This window comes from Desulfovibrio sp. UIB00 (genome assembly GCF_022508225.1).
Classification (GTDB): Bacteria; Desulfobacterota; Desulfovibrionia; order Desulfovibrionales; family Desulfovibrionaceae; genus Desulfovibrio.
Genome location: NZ_JAETXJ010000004.1, coordinates 130,048 through 148,420, shown reverse-complemented (window position 1 = coordinate 148,420; position 18,373 = coordinate 130,048). Strand labels below are relative to the sequence as shown.

Sequence of the window (18,373 nt, the reverse complement as noted above, 5' to 3'; positions counted from 1 at the left end):
ATGGCTGATATGCTGAGCAAACTGAAACGTGCCGATGAAGATATGCTGCTCGAAAACCTTTCGCGCCGTGGATTCATCAAGGTAACTTCCTGCGCGGCCCTTGGGCTGGCCACGCTGCAAGCTTCCGAGGCTCTGGCCACCATGAAGGCCTCGCCGCTGGTGATTATGGAAAAAGCAGCCGGCATGATCGTGGGCGACCCCACCTTGTGCGTGTGCTGTCAGCGGTGCGAGCTTGCCTGTACGGAGTTTAACGATGGCAAGGCCGACCCCAAACTTGCGCGCATCAAGATAAGCCGCAATGCCATGTTTGGGCCGGAGGGCGGGCTGGAAAACACCACCAAGGGCATCTACGGCTCCGGTTCGCTGGTGATTCAGGATACCTGCAAGCAGTGTCCGCACCCGGTGCCCTGCGCCACGGCCTGCCCGCAAAATGCTATCATCGCTCAAAAGGGCACGGGCACGCGCATGGTGCTCAAAGACCGCTGCGTGGGCTGCCGCCTCTGCCAGAAGGCCTGCCCCTGGGGCGTGATGACCTTTGATGAAGAGCAGGGCAAGGCCGACAAGTGCTTTTTGTGCAATGGCGCGCCCAAGTGCGTGGATGCCTGCCCGGCAGCCGCCCTGCGCTATGTGCCGTGGAGCGACCGCACCCGCGAGGCCACCACGCGCGGTTCGTTTTCGCTTATGGTGCCCGATGACCGCCGCGCCGCCTGCAACGCCTGCCATGTGGAATCGCCCGGCGGGCCGCGTAACCTCAAATACGAGCAGTAGCGCGCACCCCTTGCACCTTGCAGAGCGAGGCGCAGCGGGCATTCACAGGAAGTACGCTCCATCAGCGAGCCGGAGGAATTTATGGCAAGGAAATTTGGCGGTTATCAGGGCAAGGGCCTGCGGGTCAATCTGAGTACGGGCCGCATCACTGTTGAAGACACCTATCAGTATCTTGACCTTATTGGCGGCACGGGCCTTGGCTACAAGGTCTTTTGGGACGAAGTCGCGCCCAAGACCAAGGCTTATGACGAAGCCAACAAGATAGTTTTTGCCGTGGGGCCGCTGGCCGGTACGGGCGCTTTGTGCAGCGGACGCACGGCGGTTACAACCATCATGCCTGTTTCGTGGCCGCAGCACCTCATCGGTTCCGGTCACATGGGCGGCAACTTTGCAGAGCACCTGAAATACGCGGGCTACGACTTCCTCATTATTGAGGGCAAGGCCGAGCGCCCCGTGTGGTTGCATGTGCGCGATGGCAAGGCATGGCTCAAGGATGCCAGCCACGTGTGGGGTCAGGGCACTCGCCGCACCACCCGCGTTATCAGCGAAGAAGTGGGGGCTGACGGTACCGTTGCCGCCATCGGGCCTGCTGGTGAAAATCTGGTTCCCTATTCCGTGGTTGTCAACAGCCGCGCCCACACCGCTGGCTGCGGCATAGGGGCTGTCATGGGCTCCAAGATGCTCAAGGCCATTGCCCTTCAGGGCAGCCAGCCCGTGCACATTGCGGGCGACAAGGCCGACTGGGAAAAACTCATCAACTATCACCGCACCATCATTGGCGCCAACAACCAGCACGTGGTTCCCAATTTCCCCAGCCCGCTTTTTGAGTACTGGGATGCCGGTTCCCGCTGGGTGGGCGCGCCGGGCAAGCGCTGGGGTGCATCTGAAGCCCCCGTTACCCTTACAAACGATGTGCGTTCGCTCAACCGCATTTCGTACCGCACCAACAATGCCGCCTATTTTCTGGGCGACAACGTGTGGCAGTACACCGTGCGCAACAACGGCTGTTTCTCCTGTCCCATCCGCTGCTATACAGTGATGAAGGACGAAGACACGGCGGCCAAGTTCGGCGTCAGCCCCATTCAGTTCAATACCTGCGTTGGCATGTTTGGCGGGCGCGAGTGGTTCCCCAAGCTCTCGCGCAAAAAGAGCGATCTGGCGCGGCAGGCCGGTTTTGTGGGCATTGAACTCATGGACGACCTTGGCGTGTGGGAAAACTACGGCCAGCTGTTCCGCGATTTCAGCAACATGTATGAAGACGGCATCTGGAAGCAGAAGCTCGGCGCGGACGAATACAAGTCCATTCCCTGGGATATGGTGGACGCCTGCAATCCCGAATTCATCAAGACTGCCGTACACCGCATTGCCTACAAGGAAGGCGAGTTCGGTCAGCTTCTGGGCATGGGCACTGGCTACATGCTTGAAAAAATGGGCATCCCCGAAGAAAAATGGAAGGACGACCACCGTACCGTCTACTGGAAGATGGGGCACCCCAAGCACCACGCCAACGAGGACGACGGCCAGGCCGGGTGCGTCATCAACACCCAGTACAACCGCGATCCCATGTGCCACTCCAACTGCAACTTTGTGCGCAGCGGCCTGCCCATTGATGTGCAAAAGCGCCTTGCCGAGCACTTCTGGGGTTCTGCCGACGCGGTGGACGCCATCGGCGACTACAAGCCCACCAACAAGTACAAGATGATCCGCGCCAAGTGGTCCATCGAGCGCAAGGAACTGCACGACATGCTTTCGTTCTGCAACTGGATGGGGCCGTGGATTTCCACCCCCAACAAGCAGGATGGCTACATGGGCGACAACAGCCTTGAGAGCAAATACTACCGCGTCCTCACCGGGCACAACCTGGACGTCAAGGAGCTGGACCGCTGCGCAGAGCGCGCCTTTAACCTGCACCGCGCCTACACAGCGCGCCAGATGCAGACCACGGACATGCGCAAAAAGCACGACCAGTATCCCAACTGGCTGTTTGAAGACAAAAAGAACAAGGCTCCCTTCACCAAGGGCACCATCCGCATGGACAAGGCCGATATCGAAAAGAGCCTCGACCTGTTCTACGAAGTGCAGGGCTGGGATGTGAAATCCGGCCTGCCCAGCGCGAACCATTACCGTTCGCTTGGCCTCAATGACGTGGCCGATACCATGACCAAGGAAAAGCTGGTTCCCGGCGCGTAACCTTGGAGAGCCTATGAACGATCAGAATCAGGCCCAGAATCAGGCGCAGAATCAAGCGCAGGCGGCCGCCCCCTTTGACGGGGGCGGCGCAGCCGCCCCGGAAACGGGGCCGATCGGTACCACCCATCAGGTAGAAGAGGCCGAAAGCCGCCGACTGGTGGATCAGCGCAAGGCCGACAAGGTGCTGCTGGTGGAAACACTGGCTGATTTCAGTAGTGATGAACGCCTTGTGACCGCCGATGAATTGCTGGCCGCATTTATGGAGCGCGCGGCGCTTGCGCCGCCCGTTACCGTTGCTCAGGTGCGTCAGGAGCTGGAAGCTTTGCCCGACCCGCGTTTTGAAGGGCCGGATTCCCAGACCGTGACCGCAGATATGGCCCGCATCAAGGCCATGGAAAAGGCCCAGCCAGGCTCGGCCCCAGACCCGGAAGTGCCGGGCCTGCGCAAAACCCGCCGTCTGCTGAGCCGCAGGCAGTTGCTGAGCTCGCTGCTGCATCCCGCTGAGGCGCTGGCGGAGCCAGGAGCTGACCCGGCGCAGGCAAGTGAATCTGCACCAGCAGCGGAACCCGCAGAGGCCGCAACCGCTCCCCGCGTGGTGGAGCGCGAGTACGCGGCGGCTCTGCTGACAGAACTGCTGGCGGAAGATGAAGACGTGGCGGCTTTTACCGCCTGGGACAGCAAGGAATACTATCATTACAGGCCGCAGATGAGCAGCCTGTATGCGGGTATTCTTTCTACAGCCAACAACCGTATGGTGCAGGTCGCCAGCGTGGTGCGGGACAGCTCGCGCGACTACCCCCGGCCTGTGCCCCTTGAGATATTTGAATACCCGCCTTTTCTTTTTGAGGCCGAAGCCTTGCAGCAGTGCCTGCGCGATATGGCGGAAACAGAGGAATACGCGGACATCAGTTTTACGGAAAGCTCCGTGGGCACGGTGTATCTGTATTCCACCCGCTACCTCGATGAAGATTACGCCGCCTTTCTGGCGGAAAAAGAGGACGTGGGGGCCATTGCCAGCCCATAGGCCGCAGGGGCGTGTTTACGGCGCCGCCTTGGCGGCTTGCCCCACGGCAGACATGGGGCATGAAAATGATGCAATGCGCAAGCAGGGGAGGATCGCCATGCGGCGCAGACAGTTTTTGAAAATATTGGGCCTCGGCAGTGTGGCCGGAGCAGCGCTTCCCAGTGCTGCCGGGGCAGCCCCCTTTGCCTATGACGGCAGCCCCGATGCCGTGGGCGTGCTGCACGATTCAGTGCGCTGCATCGGCTGCCGCAAGTGCGAGGAAGGCTGCCAGAAGGTCAATGCCGACGTGCTGCCGCCTCTGGAAAAGCCCGTTGACGACAGTTCGGTATTTGAGCAGACCCGCAGGCCCACATTCAAGGCCTATACGGTGGTCAACAAATATCAGCCGGAAGGGCATGCCCCCGTGTTCCGCAAGTTGCAGTGCAACCATTGCCAGGAACCGGCCTGCGCTTCGGCCTGTTTTGTCAAAGCCTTTGTAAAAACAGAGGAAGGCCCGGTAGTGTACAACCCCAAGCTTTGCGTGGGGTGCCGCTACTGCATGATGGCCTGTCCTTTCTACGTGCCTGCCTACGACTACAACAACGCCTGGAATCCGCTGGTGTACAAATGCACCATGTGCGCCCCGCGCCTCAAGCAGGGCTTGCTGCCCGGCTGCGTGGAAGCCTGCCCCAAGGAGGCTCTGGTCTTTGGGCGGCGCAGCGACCTTGTCAAACTGGCCCGCCGCCGCATCATGGATAATCCAGGCATGTACGAAGATCACATCTATGGCGAACACGAGATGGGCGGCACCAACTGGCTCTACCTCTCGCCCGTGCCGCATGCCGATCTGGGGCAGCCGGATGTGCCCGCTGTTTCCGCGCCGGAACTTACGCGCGGCATGCTTGGCTCCATTGCCGTTATTGCCGGTATCTGGCCGGTGATTCTGGGCGGCGCGTATTCCATGAGCAAGCATTACAAAAAAATGGTGGAGCAGGCCCGTTGCGAGGGTGCGCAGCAGGCAAAAGGCCAGAACTGCGCTGACGCCCGTGCAGAAGACAGCGCGCAAGCTTGCGGCTGCAAGCCCGCTGACCATAATCCTGAAAAGGGCCAGGGAGGCGGACAATGCTGAAGCCTTCGGAACTGCTGAAAAATACGCTTGGCCTGCTCAACACGCCGGGCAACATCATCACCGCCGTCATATTATTCTGCGGAGCCGTGGCCACGGTCATGCGCTTTGGCTGGGGCATCGGTGCGGTTACAAATCTTGATGATTACTACCCTTGGGGCCTGTGGATCGGCTTTGACCTCTTGTGCGGCGTGGCCCTTGCTGCTGGCGGCTTTACGCTGGCGGCGGGCTATTACATCTTCGGCTTCAGCAATCTGCGTTCCATGTGGCGGCCCGCGCTGACCACGGCTTTTTTCGGCTACGCCTTTGTCATCGCCGACCTGCTGTACGACGTGGGCCAGCCCTGGCGGCTGCCGTATCCCGTCTTTGTGTCGCAGGGCACCACATCGCTCCTGTTTACCGTGGGCGTGTGCGAGTTCTTTTACCTTTGCGTCATGGCTGTGCTGTGGTTTGTGATCCCCTGCGAGTGGCTGGGATGGAACAAGCTGCGCGCCATGCTCATGAAGCTGATCATGCCGCTGGTGGCGCTGGGCATCATCCTTTCCACCCTGCACCAGTCTTCTCTGGGCGGGCTGTATGTGATGGTTCCCTCCAAGATGCACCCCCTGTGGTACTCGTCATGGCTGCCCGTGTATTTCTTTGTGTCGAGCCTCTATGCCGGGCTTTCCATGGTGATCTTTGAAGGCACGCTGGCCCACGCCGGCATGCACAAGTACATGGATGAGAACCACGCCAAGAGCTTTGACGGCGTGAGCCTGAGCCTTGCGCGGGGCGCTTCGCTCGTGATGATGGGTTATTTTGTCATCAAGATCGGCGGCCTCACCCTCGACAATGGCTGGAAGTACGTGTTCAGCGGTTACGGTCTTTTGTGGCTGCTGGAAATGGCCCTGGTCATCGTGCCTGCCTTCATGTTTGCCGTGGGCGTGCGCGAGCGGCGTTACGGCATGATCCGCCTTGCGGCGGGGTTGTCTGTATTCGGGGTCATGCTCAACCGCATGGATGTGAGCCTTGTGGCCTACAACTACAATCTGCCCACGCACCTCAAGTATTTTCCTTCGCTGGGCGAGATCACGCTTTCGCTGTTCATGCTGGTGGGGCTTGTGACGGTGTACCGCTTTGTGTGCGCCAAGATGCCCGTATTGCGCGATCACCCTGACTACAAACCTGAAGCCTGACAGGGAGGATGCCATGCAGACGGTATTTTATTCGCTTTACGCATCCCTGATGTCCGGCACGGGCTGGATGTTTATTTTCATCTGCTTTGCCCTGTTCGGCCTGCTGGGCTTTTACCTCTTTCTGAACGGCAAGGATTAGGCTGGAGCACGTTATGACAACGCTGATATCCTTTCTCACTGGCTGGGGGCTGCTCATATCCCTGCTGGGATGTCTGGCCGGGTGCGTGCTGCGCCTGCGCCAGTGCAAGGCCAGCGGCTGCAATCCCTCGGATTTCGCGGCCCGCTGGCGCGCGCGCCTTGTGCCGCTCGATCTGCTGCGCGGGCAGTGGCCCGTGCGGGTGCTGGTCAACGACGCCATTTTCTGGCTGCTGTTCATGGCTCTGGTGGTGCTGCTGTTTGCCCCCGGCCATGCGGTGCTCATCGGGCGCGGCCTTGGTTTTGACTGGCCGGGCATGGCCTTTCGCTGGGCGGACGGCCTTGCTGTGCTGTTGACGCTTGGGGCGCTGGCCCTGCCGTTGCGTCACCTGCTGCTGGCCGATCTGCGCGCCGCCGCCACCAAGGCGGACTGGCGGCTTATGGCCCTGCTGGTGCTGCTGCCGTTTACAGGCCTGCTTGCCCGCTCGGGCATACCGGGGTATGGACTCTGGCTCTTGCTGCACCTTGTTGCCGGGCATGTTTTTTTGTGGTGTGCGCCCCGTTGCCAGTTTGCACGGTTGCTGCGCTGATGGTTTTTCTGATCAAAGTCCCCAAGGGGGAGTTAATGCGAACCATATGTAGTACAGCCCTCGTTTCTGCTTGCGCCATGCGGTTTGTGGCCGCCAGTGCAGTGTTTGCCGTGGCGCTGTGTTTTTCTGCTGTTGGTGTCCAGGCAGCTTCCGCGCCTCTGGCGGGCAACACCATCTACCTTGGCGTTCAGCGCGCCAAGGAGCTTAAAATGCCTGTTGTGGCCTTTGACCATGCGGCCCATGCCAAGGCCAACGCCTGTGCGAGCTGCCATGCGGCTGGCCCCGGCGTGGAGAAGAACAGCGCGGGTCTGCCGGTCAATATTATGCAAACGCCGGTGTTCAGCGCCTTTGCTGGAGTAAATTCCAGTGATCCTGCCGCGCGCAAGGAGGCCTTCCATGCGGCCTGCGCCACGTGCCATGCGCAAAAGGGCGCTGGGCCGTCCCTGGCGCAGTGTCGTGACTGCCACACTATTGCCGATGCCGCAAAGCTGCCCGTTCAAAAGCCTTACAAGCCGCAGATGGACGCCTCCCTGCACCAGCGGCATCTGACCTCCGGCGCGTTCCCCGTAAAGGCGCAGCCCGGTCTGGCCCCCGGTGCAATCCTGGCGGAGAACGATCCCCAGCGTTGCGTGACCTGTCACCATGCCAAGGATTTTTCACCCACCTTGCCGCCAAACATTGATTCGTGCCGCACCTGTCACGAAAGCGGCCCCGGCTCGGCCCTTGCCACCAGGGATGCCGCTTATACGCCGCCGCCCCTGCGCGCCGCCGCGCATGAAGTGTGCATGAAGTGCCACGCTTCGCTTGCGGAGCAGAAGCTGCCGCACGGCCCTGTGGACTGCGCCACCTGTCATGACAAGGCGCGCTTTGAGGCCTTGCCCCGCTTTGAGGCCAGCCCCTCCATCATGACCATGGACAGACCCACGGGCGTGGTGCTGACCGACAAGGTCACGCCGCCCCAGGTGCCGCTTTCTCCCCTGTATCCGCAGGGGCCCAAATGGCCTACGGTCATGCCTGCCGTGCCTTTTGACCACGGCCTCCACGAAAGGGCGCTCAACTGCGTGGATTGTCACCACACCAGCGTCAAGCAGTCGTGCATCACCTGCCATACGCCCAGCGGCGACCCCAAGGGCAAGAATATTCCGCTGGCGCAGGCCATGCACTCTGTTACGTCCAAAAATTCCTGCGTGAACTGCCACACCAGCCTGACCACCTCCGCGCCGGAATGCGCGGGCTGCCATACGCCAAGGCCCGTGAGCAAGAGCGGCAGCAACTGCGCCTTCTGCCACCGCGCCGCCCCCGGCGTGAAGGGCACCATGGGGCTGATGCTGCCCAGCAATCTGCCTTCGCCTCAGGCCGCTGAGAAGGCAAGCGGAACTGCTGGGCTGGATGCCCCGGCCCTGCCGCAAAGCCTGCCTGCCCAGCAGGCTGCACAGCAGAACGCCAAACTTGCCCCTTCGGCCATTCTGTTGCCAGTGGACGCAGCGGTGAAGGCTGCGCAGCAGTCTGCCGACGCGTCAGAAGCCGCGCTTGCGTCTTCTGCCATTCTGTTGCCGCCGCCGGACAAAAATCCCGCCGCAAAGCCCGACCCGGCAGCCAATGCTGCTGCGACCAAGGCCTTGCAACCTGCTGTAACGCCGCCTCCCGCTCAGGGCGATCAGCCAGCCGTAGATGTGTCTGACGCGCCCAAGCTTGGGCCTGTCCCTGACGGTTTGCCCGAAAAAGTACGCATAGAGCTCATGAGCAAGGAATTCCGCCCAGTGGACTTTGCCCATGCGCAGCATCTGCAAAAGCTCCGGGCTGGCATTGGCCGCAAGGCCGCAGGCCTGCAAGGCATGCATGCCAAGGATGGCCTGGAGTGCGCGGCCTGCCACCACAACAGCCCGCGCCTTAAAGAGGGTATGACGCCGCCGCGCTGCGTTTCGTGTCATCCCGCAAACCTGCCCGCTGGCGTAACTACCATGCCGGACGGCAGGCCCCTGCTCAAGGCTGCCTATCACCAGCGCTGCATGGACTGCCACACCCGCATGAAGCTTGAAAAGCCCCGTGCAACGGATTGTCAGGCCTGCCATATCAAGCGCGATCCAGCAGAAGCCCCCGTCTGGTAAAAAGGGCAAGGCCCAATCATAAATGACAGCATGGCGGCAAAGGGAATACCTTTGCCGCCATGCTGTTTTTATAAACCCCTGAGGCGAGCGGCCGTCTATCCGCCAAACTGGATCATGTGGAAGCGCCGCAGCATGCCCGGGGGAATTTCTGAAACCCAGTGACCGGTGCTCACGGCCCATAGGTAGGCGGCAAAAAGCAGCACAAGGCAGCCAGCGGCAACCGTCCATAAGGGTACGCGGCTGCGGGCCGCAGAAAGGTGGAGGCAGTCTTTTTGCGGGCAGGCTTCAATACAGGCAGTGCAGCCAAGGCATTCCGGCGAATTGACGCGCCTCTTTTCGTGTACGGCGATGGCTGAAGGGCAGGCGCGCTGGCAGCGGCGGCAGCTCGTACAGGTAGCCGCGTTGCGGCGCACCGCCACAGGGCTTGCCAGAGCTAGAATGCCCAGAAACGCCCCGTAAGGGCAGAGGAAACGACACCACGCATTGCGCGCCACCAGCGAGGCCGCCACAATGACGCCAACTACAATCAAGGTGGTGGTTGAAGCCCGCAAAAAGAAAAACAGCATGCTTGAATCTGCAACCATATTGAATGGCGCGCCCATGAAGGCATCAATTTCGTCCACGCTCATGGCAAAAAAACTGAAATAACACAGCAATACCAGTGGAATATACTTGATGGCCTGGAGCGCCAGCTCCAGCTTGCGTGGCGGGTTGCGGTTCAGGCCCAGGCGCTCGCCAAGGCGGCCCAACAGGTTGGAGGCAAGGCCCACAGGGCAGATATAGCCGCAAAATCCTTTGCGGAACAGCAGAGCCATGAGGGCGATTGCCAAAAAGAGCGTCAGCCCGGCAGGGTGCACAACGTCCCACATGCCGGTTTCAAACAGGCGGCGCGCGGCCATGAGTTCACTGATGGGCAAAAAGCCCTCCACCGAGGGTGGTTTGGGCGTGAACGTCTGGCTTTTTCCCGTGGCCCACTGCACGTAGAGGTAAAAATTCCAGCCCACCCAAACAAGAAAAATGGCGAATGCGCCCTGTATGCCGCGCCGCAGCAGTGTGGGAGTAGCGCGGCATTTCGGAGGCTTGCTTGTGAGGGGGGTATACGCTGGTGCTGTGGGCTGTGCAGCCCTTTGCGCGGAATCGGCAGATTGGTTCATGGCGGAATATCCTTTCAGACTGTTCAGGTAAACAATTGCGCCACTGGTTGTGTCACCATTGCGCATGGCTGTCCATGATCGGCATCACATGCTGGATGCCTTCCATCTGCGCAGAGGTTCAAGGGGAAGTGCGGCAAAGGAGATAGAGGATAAACCCTTACGAGGTGAGCCAATCGCGGGCTTGTTTACCCCTGCGCGCCGCCGCAGGCGGGGCCTCCGCTGGCAGCTTGATTTTGAACGCCGCCTTGGGGTAGAATGCCGGGTTATTCATGCTGTGCCTGCGTGAATTCTTTACTTTCGCGGACAAATATCGCATTGTCTGGCGACACCGAAAACAGGCTCAGGAACCATCGCATGATTCAGGTAACCAATCTTGGCAAGCTCTACGGAAGTCACCTTGTGCTGCAAGAGATCAATATGCACGTGCACGAGGGGGAGATTTTCGGCATAGTGGGGCATTCCGGCGCGGGCAAGTCCACCTTGTTGCGCTGCCTTAACGGCCTGGAACCCTACCAGATGGGCAGTGTCAAAGTCATGGGCGTTGAAGTTGCCTCCCTTGAAGGCACGGCCCTACGTATGCTGCAAAGCAAAATGGGCATGATTTTTCAGAATTTCAATCTCATGTCCCGCAAAAACGTGTTCGACAACGTGGCCTTTCCGCTTTCGCTGTGGGGCGTTGCCAAGCGCGAAGAGCGCGTCATGGATCTGCTAGAGCTTGTGGGCCTTGCCGACAGGGCCAAGCAGCGAGTGCAGAGCCTGAGCGGCGGGCAAAAGCAGCGCGTGGGCATTGCCCGTGCCCTGGCGCTCAACCCGCGTGTGCTGCTGTGCGACGAGGCCACCTCCGCCCTTGACCCCAAAACCACCTCGTCCATTCTGGATCTGCTGGAAGACATCAACAAGCGGCTCAACCTCACCATCATCATGGTCACGCACCAGATGGAAGTGGTCAAACGCCTCTGCCACAGCCTGCTCATGCTGGATGGCGGCAAAACTGTGGCCATGGGCAAGACGGAAAATCTCTTTCTGTCCCCCACCAAGGAGATGCAGGCCATGGTGGAGGACGAATATACGCTTATTCCCGGCGGCACCAACATCCGCCTCATGTTTCCGCGCGAAATTTCGCAGCAGAGCGTCATCACGCAGATGGCGCGTACGCTGGGCATTGATTTTTCCATCGTTGGCGGCAAGCTTGAACGCTACCTCGACGATGTTTTCGGCTTTCTTATCATCAACGTGCAGGATAAAGACCTGGACGCAGTGCTGCAGTATCTGAAAACGCAGAACCTGTTCTGGGAGATTCTGGCCTATTCTGAAAACGCGGGTGAACAAGCATGATTGAGAACATGAGCGGCCTTGCGGCCTACTACCCGCTGTGGGAGCGGTTTCTGGACAAGCTGCCGGAAATTATTACGGCAACGTGGGAAACGCTGGACATGGTGCTGCTCTCCACGCTGTTTTCGCTCATTTCGGGCTTTTTGCTGGCTATCCTCATGATCGTGACCAATCCCATCGGCCTCAAGCCCAACCGTTCAGTCTATCAGGCCGTGGATTTTGTGGTCAACCTGCTGCGTTCGTTCCCCTTTATCATTCTGCTCATTGCGCTCATTCCCTTTACCCGTTTTGTGGTGGGCACCTCCATTGGCAGCGCGGCGGCCATAGTGCCGCTGACCATCGCAGCCGCCCCCTTTGTGGCGCGGCTTATCGAAACCTGCTTTCTTGAGGTGGACAGGGGCGTTATTGAGGCTGCACGGTCTTTTGGGGCCAGCAACACGCAGATCATCTTTCGCGTGCTGATTCCTGAAGCCTTACCTTCCATTGTGCTGAACGTGGCTGTTATCGCCATTACGCTGCTGGGGTATTCGGCCATGGCCGGAACCGTTGGCGGCGGCGGGTTGGGCGATCTGGCCGTCAAATACGGCTACAACCGCTTTCAGGTCGATATCATGGTGTATTCGGTCATTATTCTCTGCCTTCTCGTGCTGCTCATTCAGGGCGTCTGCAATTTTCTGTACAAGATTTTGCGGTAGGCCTGCGGCGGCGTGTGAACTTTTTTACCCTTTACCCTTGCAGGAGCGCTTATGAAACGTCTGCTTTTGTCTCTGGCCATGGTTCTGGCGCTGGCCGCCCCTTCGTTCGCCGCTGAAGACATTGTTGTCGGCGTGACCCCCTTCCCGCATAAGGATATTATGCTGGCGGCCAAGCCCCTTCTTGCAAAGGAAGGCTACAATCTGGTCATCAAGGAATTTACCGACTACGTGCAGCCGAACATGGCGCTGGCCAGCAAGCAGCTCTTTGCCAACTTCTTCCAGCACGAACCCTACCTTGACAACATGAACAAGGAAAAGAAGCTTGACCTTGTTTCCATCGGCAAGGTGCATATTGAACCTCTGGGCGTGTATTCCAAGAAGATCAAAAAGCTTGCCGATCTCAAGAAGGGCAACAGCGTCTCCGTGCCCAACGACCCCACCAACGAAGCCCGCGCCCTGCGCCTGCTCGAAGCCAACGGCGTGATCACCATCAAGCCCGGCGCGCTCGTTACCGTGGCCGACATCACCAAGAATCCCCTTGGCCTCAAGTTCCACGAGCTTGACGCAGCCCAGCTGCCCCGCACCCTGGACGATGTGACCGCTTCGGTCATCAACACCAACTTTGCTGGTGAAGCCGGTCTGGTGCCCTCGCGTGACGCCCTTGTGATGGAAGGCAGCGAATCCCCCTACGCCAACATCATTGTTGTGCGCAATGAAGACAAGGACAGCCCCAAGGCCAAGGCCCTTATGAAGGCCGTGCAGTCCCCCGAAGTGAAGGAATACATCCAGAAGAATCTGGTTGAACGCGGCATCGTGCCTGTGTTCTAAGATTCGTTCTCTGCGTAAATCAAGGCAGCCGCCTTACGGTTCCTGATGGAGCTGTAAGGCGGCTGCTCTTTTGCATACTTGCCGCGCTGGGCGGTCAGGCAAAAAATGCTAGGGCAGGGGACGAACCTGCTTCAAGTCTTCGCGGGGGATGGTGTGGGTTTTGCCTGTGTCGTCCTCAAAGCTCACGGAATCGTTTTCAGGATTGATAACGGGCTTCTTGGTGCCGATGTAGATAGTGTAATCCTTCGTAACGGCAATGTACTTGGAGCCACAGGCGGTGAGCATACTGGTGCTCATCATCAGGGCAAGGATCAGGGCGATTTTTCTCATGCGTAACATCCTCGGCTGTTGCAAAAAAATATGGGCCGTTGGCGGGCTCGTTCATGACGCGGTAAAGCGCATACACCCAATCGGAATGCTTGCCAATACGCAATGCGCGCAGTATTTTTCATGGCGAAAAATATTCACACCGAAACAGCTTGCGGGTGCCTCGACCCATAATGGTCAGCCCCCCCAGTCCTTTTGCCATAAGGAGCAAAAGTGAGCAGTTATCCGTATAAAAAGATAGATGCCTTTACCTCGCATTTTTCGTCTGGAAATCCGGCAGCATGTCTATACCTTGAAAAAGGGCGGCCCCTGGCGGATAAGGACATGCTGGCTGTGGCAAAGGAACATGAGGGCTTTGTATCAGAAATGGTATTTTGCACCCCGGTTGAAGATGCGCACTATCATTTGCGCTATTATTCTTCCGAGTGCGAGGTTGCGTTTTGCGGGCACGGCACCATTGCCTGCATGTACGATCTGATCGCCAACGACCCAAAGCTGCTGCAAAAAACGGAAATAACCATCACCACAAGCAAGGGCAGCCTGAAGGTTTATAACGAAATTTCCACCTCTGACGCGGTGTTTATTACAGCGCCAGACAAGGTTGAACTGCCTGTAATGCCACACATGGACGCAGTTGCGCAACATCTGGCTATTTCCAAATCAGAAATCAGAAATGATCTTCATGTGGAATGTATTGATGCTGGCTTGCGTACATTGATTGTGCCCATTGCCTCGCTGGAAACAGTCCTCGCCATGCACCCGGATGAAGCAGCGCTGAAGCAGTTTTGCATCGAAAGCGAAGTGGATATTATTCTTGTTTTCAGCTCAGAGGTTGCATGTAGCCCAAACATAATGCGCACAAGGGTTTTTGCGCCCCGCTTTGGCTATCTTGAAGACCCGGCGACAGGGTCGGGGAATTCGGCTTTTGGCTATTATATGCTTAAAAATTCCCTGTGGAACGGCAGCGCTGTTTCAGTCGAGCAAAATGCAGAAAGGGCGGCGTTCAACGTGGTCAAGCTGAAGGAAGCAGCGGGGAAAGTTCTGTTTGGCGGTAGTGCGACAACCAGAATTGAAGGCAGATATTTACTCTGATCAGTCCGTTTTTGTTGCCGAAAGCGGCACCTGCAAAAGAACAAAGGACTGCGCCTGATCATGGGGCAGTCCTTTACTTATTATTGGGGGGGCTGTGCGTGATTTGTAAAATGCGTATGCGGAGTTACGCCGTCGTTTGCTGACTGGCCCTCAACTGTCGCAGATAGGCCGGGTACCATTGGGTAAATACGGCCACACCTATGAGCAGGGTGTAGGAGATCAGCTCATAGGTAAGTTCTGAAAAAAAGAGTTCCTTCATTTTCAGCCACGCCAGCAGGGCATTGCAGGTGAAGGCCCCACCCCAGACAGAAGTAATAATCATGTTTGTGCGCAGAAAAATTGGGGAATCCCAGAGCGCCGGATCGGTGTGATCCTTCGCGTAATCTAGGGTAAAAGGCTTGCTCATGACGACTCCTGCCCATGTGCCAAGCGCCAGCGCACCATTGGCCAGCACGCCCATGTACCGCACTGTCCAGATGTTCTGAAAGCCGATCACAAGTATGGATGCCGCGCTGAAAAAGGCCAGCCCCACCCACAGTATCACCCCACGATGCAGCTTGAGCACACCCATGAGGATGCTGAGGGCCAGAGCGATGCCAAGGCCAAGCTCCAGCCGAAACATGCTGCCGTGCGCGATGATCAGAAACGACAACCATGGTGCAAAGGCCAACACCAGCTTCAAGAACCCCATCATGGTATTTCCTCCAGAAAAATTTTGGCGCAGTGCCGCAATACATGCGCGTTAGGAATTATGATCCAATGCACAGGGGGAAAAACCTGATCCTGAATACTGCTACAGTCTTATGCCCAGCTTTTCTTCCAGCTTGCGGCTGGCAATAACAATGACCGTTGTTACGGTCAGGGTAATGGCAATGTTCAGCAGCACAAAGGCAACAGGTGGCAGCTGCAAGGGCTTGTAAAGCCACATGAAGACCAGCAGGGGCGTTGGCAGATGAAAAAGATAAAAGCGAAAGCCGTTGCGCTCAAACCAGGCAAAGGGAGCAAAAGACTGCAACAGAGGGTACAGCCCTGCTGTGAGCAAAAACATATGGTACACCAGCAGGGCGCAGAGCAGGGACACGATCCAGCCGCTCACCGGCGCGCCCGCATAGGGCCACAGCAGAACGATCAGCGCCGTGAGCCCAAGCCCCAGGGCCAGCGGGCGGGCGCGGCACAGGGCATTAAGGGCCTCGTGATTTCTGAAAGCCACAATGCCCATGTAGTAACAAAGAATGAACGAAGGCGCTTCCCACAGGCAATACCACTTGAGCCAGCCGCCATAGTTCTGCAGGCACAGTGCGGCCACCAGGGCCACCATGCCGCCGGTAAGTGCCGTGTCGCGCCCCAGCTTTTGCAGCACCCTCAGGGCGATAATCCAGAACAGGGTGATCCAGAACAGCACCAGTAAAAACCACAGGTGGTCTGTAAACAGGCCGAGCGAAACGGATTTCCAGGTTTCAAGCAGTGTTGCGTCCGCCGGATGCCCAAACGCGGGGATGGAAAAGAGCGTGTAGAGCGGGGCTACCCAGAGCATGCCCACGCCAAACCAGGGCAGCAGGAGCCTGCGCCCCCTGTGCAGCGCGTGTTGCAGGGGGGTGCGCTTGCCGGCATCCCACGAGGCGGCAAACAGAAAGCCCGAGGCAAACATGAAACACTGGATAAGGGTAGAGCCGGAGATGGCCGTGAACAAATCTGCCCAGGGCTGCGGGGTATCCGCATAGAGCTTCCAGAACGGAAAGGGCGTGGCGTAAAACATGACGCAGTGCATGACCACAACCAGAAAAAGGCACTTGGTTTTAAGCAGGGCAATGTGGGGATAGTGCATGGAGGTCGCCTTGGTGGAAGTATGCGAAATAGCACCCGGAACATTACCAACAATAACTTGACCCGCCGCGCAGGGCAAGCAGATTGCTCCTGTGTGGCGGGCCGAAAATATCTGAATATGTGTTGGCAATGGCCGGGGAGGGAGCCAGGGATTAAGCGCTGGCCTCCGCAATCCAGCTAGCGACCTCATCCACTGTAGGAACCCTACCCGTGCATTTAATCTGGTCGTTGACCATCACCGCCGGAGTGGAAATGATGCGCGCCGCCATGATTTCTCTGAAATCAGATACCTTGATCACCGAAATTTCACCGCCAGCCTGTTCCGCAGCCTGACGCACCACGTTTTCCGCCTCTACGCAACGCGCGCAGCCGGGGCCGAATACCTTGATTTCCATTTGTTTTGCTCCTGAAAGTTACGCCAGAAATGATCCGGTCAGATTGAACAACCAGCCCACCAGAGTGAACATAAGCAAAAGATAACCCACAAAAACAGCCAGCAGTTTGCCTGTCATGACCTGCCGCAGCATGAGCATTTCCGGCAGGCTGACCACAACCGTGCTCATGCAGAAGGCCAGAGTGGTGCCGATGGGCAAGCCCTTGGTCAACAGGCTTTCCATAACCGGGATGATGCCCGTCACGCTGGAATACAGAGGGATGCCCAGCAGGACGGAAAGCGGCACAGACCACCACTCCCCGGCGCCAAGATGCTCGGCAAACCAGTTTTCCGGTACAAAGCCATGCAGGGCCGCGCCAAGGCCAACGCCGATAATCACCCACTTCCACACGCGCCGAAAGATGGTGGAGGTCTCCGACCATGCAAAATCGTGCCGATGGCGCAGAGTGATCTGCGGGGAGCAGGCCGGGGTGGCATCCGTCCCGCTGGCCCCTTCTGCCTGCGCGGGCATGTTGGCCATGGCCTCAAGAATAAAAGGGTGCAGCCAGCGCTCGGCCTTGATGGCATCCATGAGGCAGCCGCCAATGATGCCTGCAATCATGCCCACAGCCACGTAGGCTACGGTGATCTTCCAGCCCAGCAGCCCCCACAGCAAAACCACGGCCAGCTCGTTGATAAGCGGCGAGGTGATGAGAAATGACATGGTAATGCCCATGGGGATGCTGGCCGTGGTGAAGCCAAGAAACAGCGGTATGCTTGAGCAGGAGCAAAATGGCGTAACCGCGCCAAAGGCGGAGCCGAGAAAATAGCCTACCCCCTTTGCCTTGCCGCTCAGGTAGTCGCGCACCCTCTCCACGTTAAGTCCCGCCCGCGCCCAGGCAATGGCGTAGATAAGCGCTGCCAGCAGGAGCAGGATTTTTGCCGTGTCATAGAAGAAAAACTCCACGGATTCCGCAATGGGCGAACCAGGGGCAAAGCCTATGAGGCCCACAGTCAGCCAGTGCGCCGCAGGCTGGATGACGGAATAGGTCAGCCACCACAGTGCAGCGAGGACAGTAATGACCGCAGTATATTTGAGGTTCCAGCCACCAGCCACTGGCTTTTGGGGGGCCTGCAAGGAGCTATTTTTGCAGCAGCATTGTTGTTGAAGAGGCGCGTTCATGGCAGATGCCTATAGTTTTATATTTGTTGAACAGTTGATATGTTGAAGCCAAAAAAAGAGACACTTTCCCCTATAACTTCGGCAAGATACCTGGTGCAACGCCGCTTGCTGCCCGGAACCTCTGGCATTCACCGGGGTTGGCGGAGCAGCATTCTGACGTGAGGTAGGCGATCACCTCAAGCATCAGGGGGATGCTGGCCTTGTAGCGCATAAACCGTCCTTCCTTTTCAACCGTCACCAGCCCGCTGTGCACAACGGCCTTGAGATGAAAAGATAGGTTGGTGGAGGGGATATCCAGCTGACGGGCAATTTCTCCAGCCACCAGCCCCTGCGGAGCATTTTTGACCAGCAGCCTGAACAGATCGAGGCGTACCTCGGACGACAGGGCTTCAAAGATGTTGGCGGCAGTTTTGCTTTCCATGAAATGATATTTCAACATTAATTGATCAGTGTCAAGAGGGCGAAATAAA

19 protein-coding genes are annotated in these 18,373 nt (G+C 58.2%); 12 read left to right on the top strand and 7 right to left on the bottom strand.

Annotated features, from left to right (window positions below):
• The 8 genes from JMF94_RS08540 to JMF94_RS08510 all read left to right on the top strand — a co-directional run bounded on the left by JMF94_RS08540 (nt 1) and on the right by JMF94_RS08510 (nt 9,095).
• Complete coding sequence (locus tag JMF94_RS08540; RefSeq protein ID WP_240824696.1) at nt 1-768, top strand: 4Fe-4S dicluster domain-containing protein; 768 nt, start codon at nt 1-3, stop codon at nt 766-768.
• 81 nt (nt 769-849) lie between these two features.
• Nucleotides 850-2,958: an aldehyde ferredoxin oxidoreductase gene (locus JMF94_RS08535; protein ID WP_240824695.1), complete on the top strand. Its 2,109-nt coding sequence runs from the start codon at nt 850-852 to the stop codon at nt 2,956-2,958.
• Nucleotides 2,959-2,971: 13 nt separating this feature from the next.
• Nucleotides 2,972-3,982 (top strand): hypothetical protein, encoded by a 1,011-nt coding sequence (locus JMF94_RS08530; RefSeq protein ID WP_240824694.1) that lies wholly within the window; start codon nt 2,972-2,974, stop codon nt 3,980-3,982.
• 52 nt (nt 3,983-4,034) lie between these two features.
• Nucleotides 4,035-5,090, top strand: coding sequence for a sulfate respiration complex iron-sulfur protein HmcB (gene hmcB / locus JMF94_RS08525; protein ID WP_240824693.1), 1,056 nt, complete (start codon nt 4,035-4,037; stop codon nt 5,088-5,090).
• Nucleotides 5,084-6,262 (top strand): NrfD/PsrC family molybdoenzyme membrane anchor subunit, encoded by a 1,179-nt coding sequence (gene nrfD / locus JMF94_RS08520; RefSeq protein ID WP_240824692.1) that lies wholly within the window; start codon nt 5,084-5,086, stop codon nt 6,260-6,262. Before hmcB ends, nrfD begins: the two co-directional genes overlap by 7 nt.
• A 13-nt stretch (nt 6,263-6,275) precedes the next feature.
• On the top strand, nt 6,276-6,401 hold the full coding sequence (locus JMF94_RS15080) for a hypothetical protein (protein ID WP_022658500.1): 126 nt from the start codon (nt 6,276-6,278) through the stop codon (nt 6,399-6,401).
• A gap of 13 nt (nt 6,402-6,414) precedes the next feature.
• Nucleotides 6,415-6,987, top strand: coding sequence for a hypothetical protein (locus JMF94_RS08515; protein WP_240824691.1), 573 nt, complete (start codon nt 6,415-6,417; stop codon nt 6,985-6,987).
• Nucleotides 6,988-7,022: 35 nt separating this feature from the next.
• Entirely contained in the window at nt 7,023-9,095 is a 2,073-nt protein-coding gene (locus JMF94_RS08510; RefSeq protein ID WP_240824690.1) for a cytochrome c family protein, read from the top strand.
• Between the two features lie 95 nt (nt 9,096-9,190).
• Here the strand turns inward: JMF94_RS08510 and JMF94_RS08505 are convergent, their stop codons facing one another.
• Nucleotides 9,191-10,249, bottom strand: coding sequence for a 4Fe-4S binding protein (locus tag JMF94_RS08505; protein ID WP_240824689.1), 1,059 nt, complete (start codon nt 10,247-10,249; stop codon nt 9,191-9,193).
• A 354-nt stretch (nt 10,250-10,603) separates the two neighbouring features.
• Here JMF94_RS08505 and JMF94_RS08500 point away from each other — a divergent pair, with 354 nt between their 5' ends.
• The 3 genes from JMF94_RS08500 to JMF94_RS08490 are packed head-to-tail and all read left to right on the top strand — an operon-like array spanning nt 10,604 to nt 13,104.
• A complete protein-coding gene (locus tag JMF94_RS08500) occupies nt 10,604-11,584 on the top strand; it encodes a methionine ABC transporter ATP-binding protein (protein WP_240824688.1) in 981 nt (326 codons plus the stop codon).
• Nucleotides 11,581-12,276 carry a methionine ABC transporter permease gene (locus tag JMF94_RS08495; RefSeq protein ID WP_022658505.1) on the top strand — a complete coding sequence of 232 codons (696 nt, stop codon included), beginning with the start codon at nt 11,581-11,583 and terminating at the stop codon, nt 12,274-12,276. The genes JMF94_RS08500 and JMF94_RS08495 overlap by 4 nt, the downstream gene beginning before the upstream one ends.
• A gap of 51 nt (nt 12,277-12,327) precedes the next feature.
• On the top strand, nt 12,328-13,104 hold the full coding sequence (locus tag JMF94_RS08490) for a MetQ/NlpA family ABC transporter substrate-binding protein (protein ID WP_240824687.1): 777 nt from the start codon (nt 12,328-12,330) through the stop codon (nt 13,102-13,104).
• Between the two features lie 108 nt (nt 13,105-13,212).
• On the opposite strand, the gene JMF94_RS08485 is transcribed toward JMF94_RS08490, so the two are convergent.
• A complete protein-coding gene (locus tag JMF94_RS08485) occupies nt 13,213-13,434 on the bottom strand; it encodes a YgdI/YgdR family lipoprotein (RefSeq protein WP_240824686.1) in 222 nt (73 codons plus the stop codon).
• Nucleotides 13,435-13,644: 210 nt separating this feature from the next.
• Between JMF94_RS08485 and JMF94_RS08480 the strand changes: the two genes are divergently transcribed.
• The gene (locus tag JMF94_RS08480; protein WP_240824685.1) at nt 13,645-14,523 is read left to right on the top strand and encodes a PhzF family phenazine biosynthesis protein; all 879 of its coding nucleotides are present in this window, start codon (nt 13,645-13,647) and stop codon (nt 14,521-14,523) included.
• Nucleotides 14,524-14,647: 124 nt separating this feature from the next.
• On the opposite strand, the gene JMF94_RS08475 is transcribed toward JMF94_RS08480, so the two are convergent.
• From JMF94_RS08475 to JMF94_RS08455, 5 genes are all read right to left on the bottom strand, one after another.
• Nucleotides 14,648-15,217 (bottom strand): hypothetical protein, encoded by a 570-nt coding sequence (locus tag JMF94_RS08475; RefSeq protein WP_240824684.1) that lies wholly within the window; start codon nt 15,215-15,217, stop codon nt 14,648-14,650.
• A 99-nt stretch (nt 15,218-15,316) separates the two neighbouring features.
• Nucleotides 15,317-16,348 carry an acyltransferase gene (locus JMF94_RS08470; RefSeq protein ID WP_240824683.1) on the bottom strand — a complete coding sequence of 344 codons (1,032 nt, stop codon included), beginning with the start codon at nt 16,346-16,348 and terminating at the stop codon, nt 15,317-15,319.
• Between the two features lie 151 nt (nt 16,349-16,499).
• On the bottom strand, nt 16,500-16,742 hold the full coding sequence (locus JMF94_RS08465) for a thioredoxin family protein (protein WP_240824682.1): 243 nt from the start codon (nt 16,740-16,742) through the stop codon (nt 16,500-16,502).
• An 18-nt stretch (nt 16,743-16,760) separates the two neighbouring features.
• Nucleotides 16,761-17,858, bottom strand: a complete 1,098-nt coding sequence (locus JMF94_RS08460) for a permease (protein WP_240824681.1) — start codon at nt 17,856-17,858, stop codon at nt 16,761-16,763.
• Nucleotides 17,859-17,973: 115 nt separating this feature from the next.
• Nucleotides 17,974-18,324, bottom strand: a complete 351-nt coding sequence (locus tag JMF94_RS08455; protein WP_240824680.1) for a helix-turn-helix domain-containing protein — start codon at nt 18,322-18,324, stop codon at nt 17,974-17,976.
• Nucleotides 18,325-18,373: the final 49 nt, after the last annotated feature.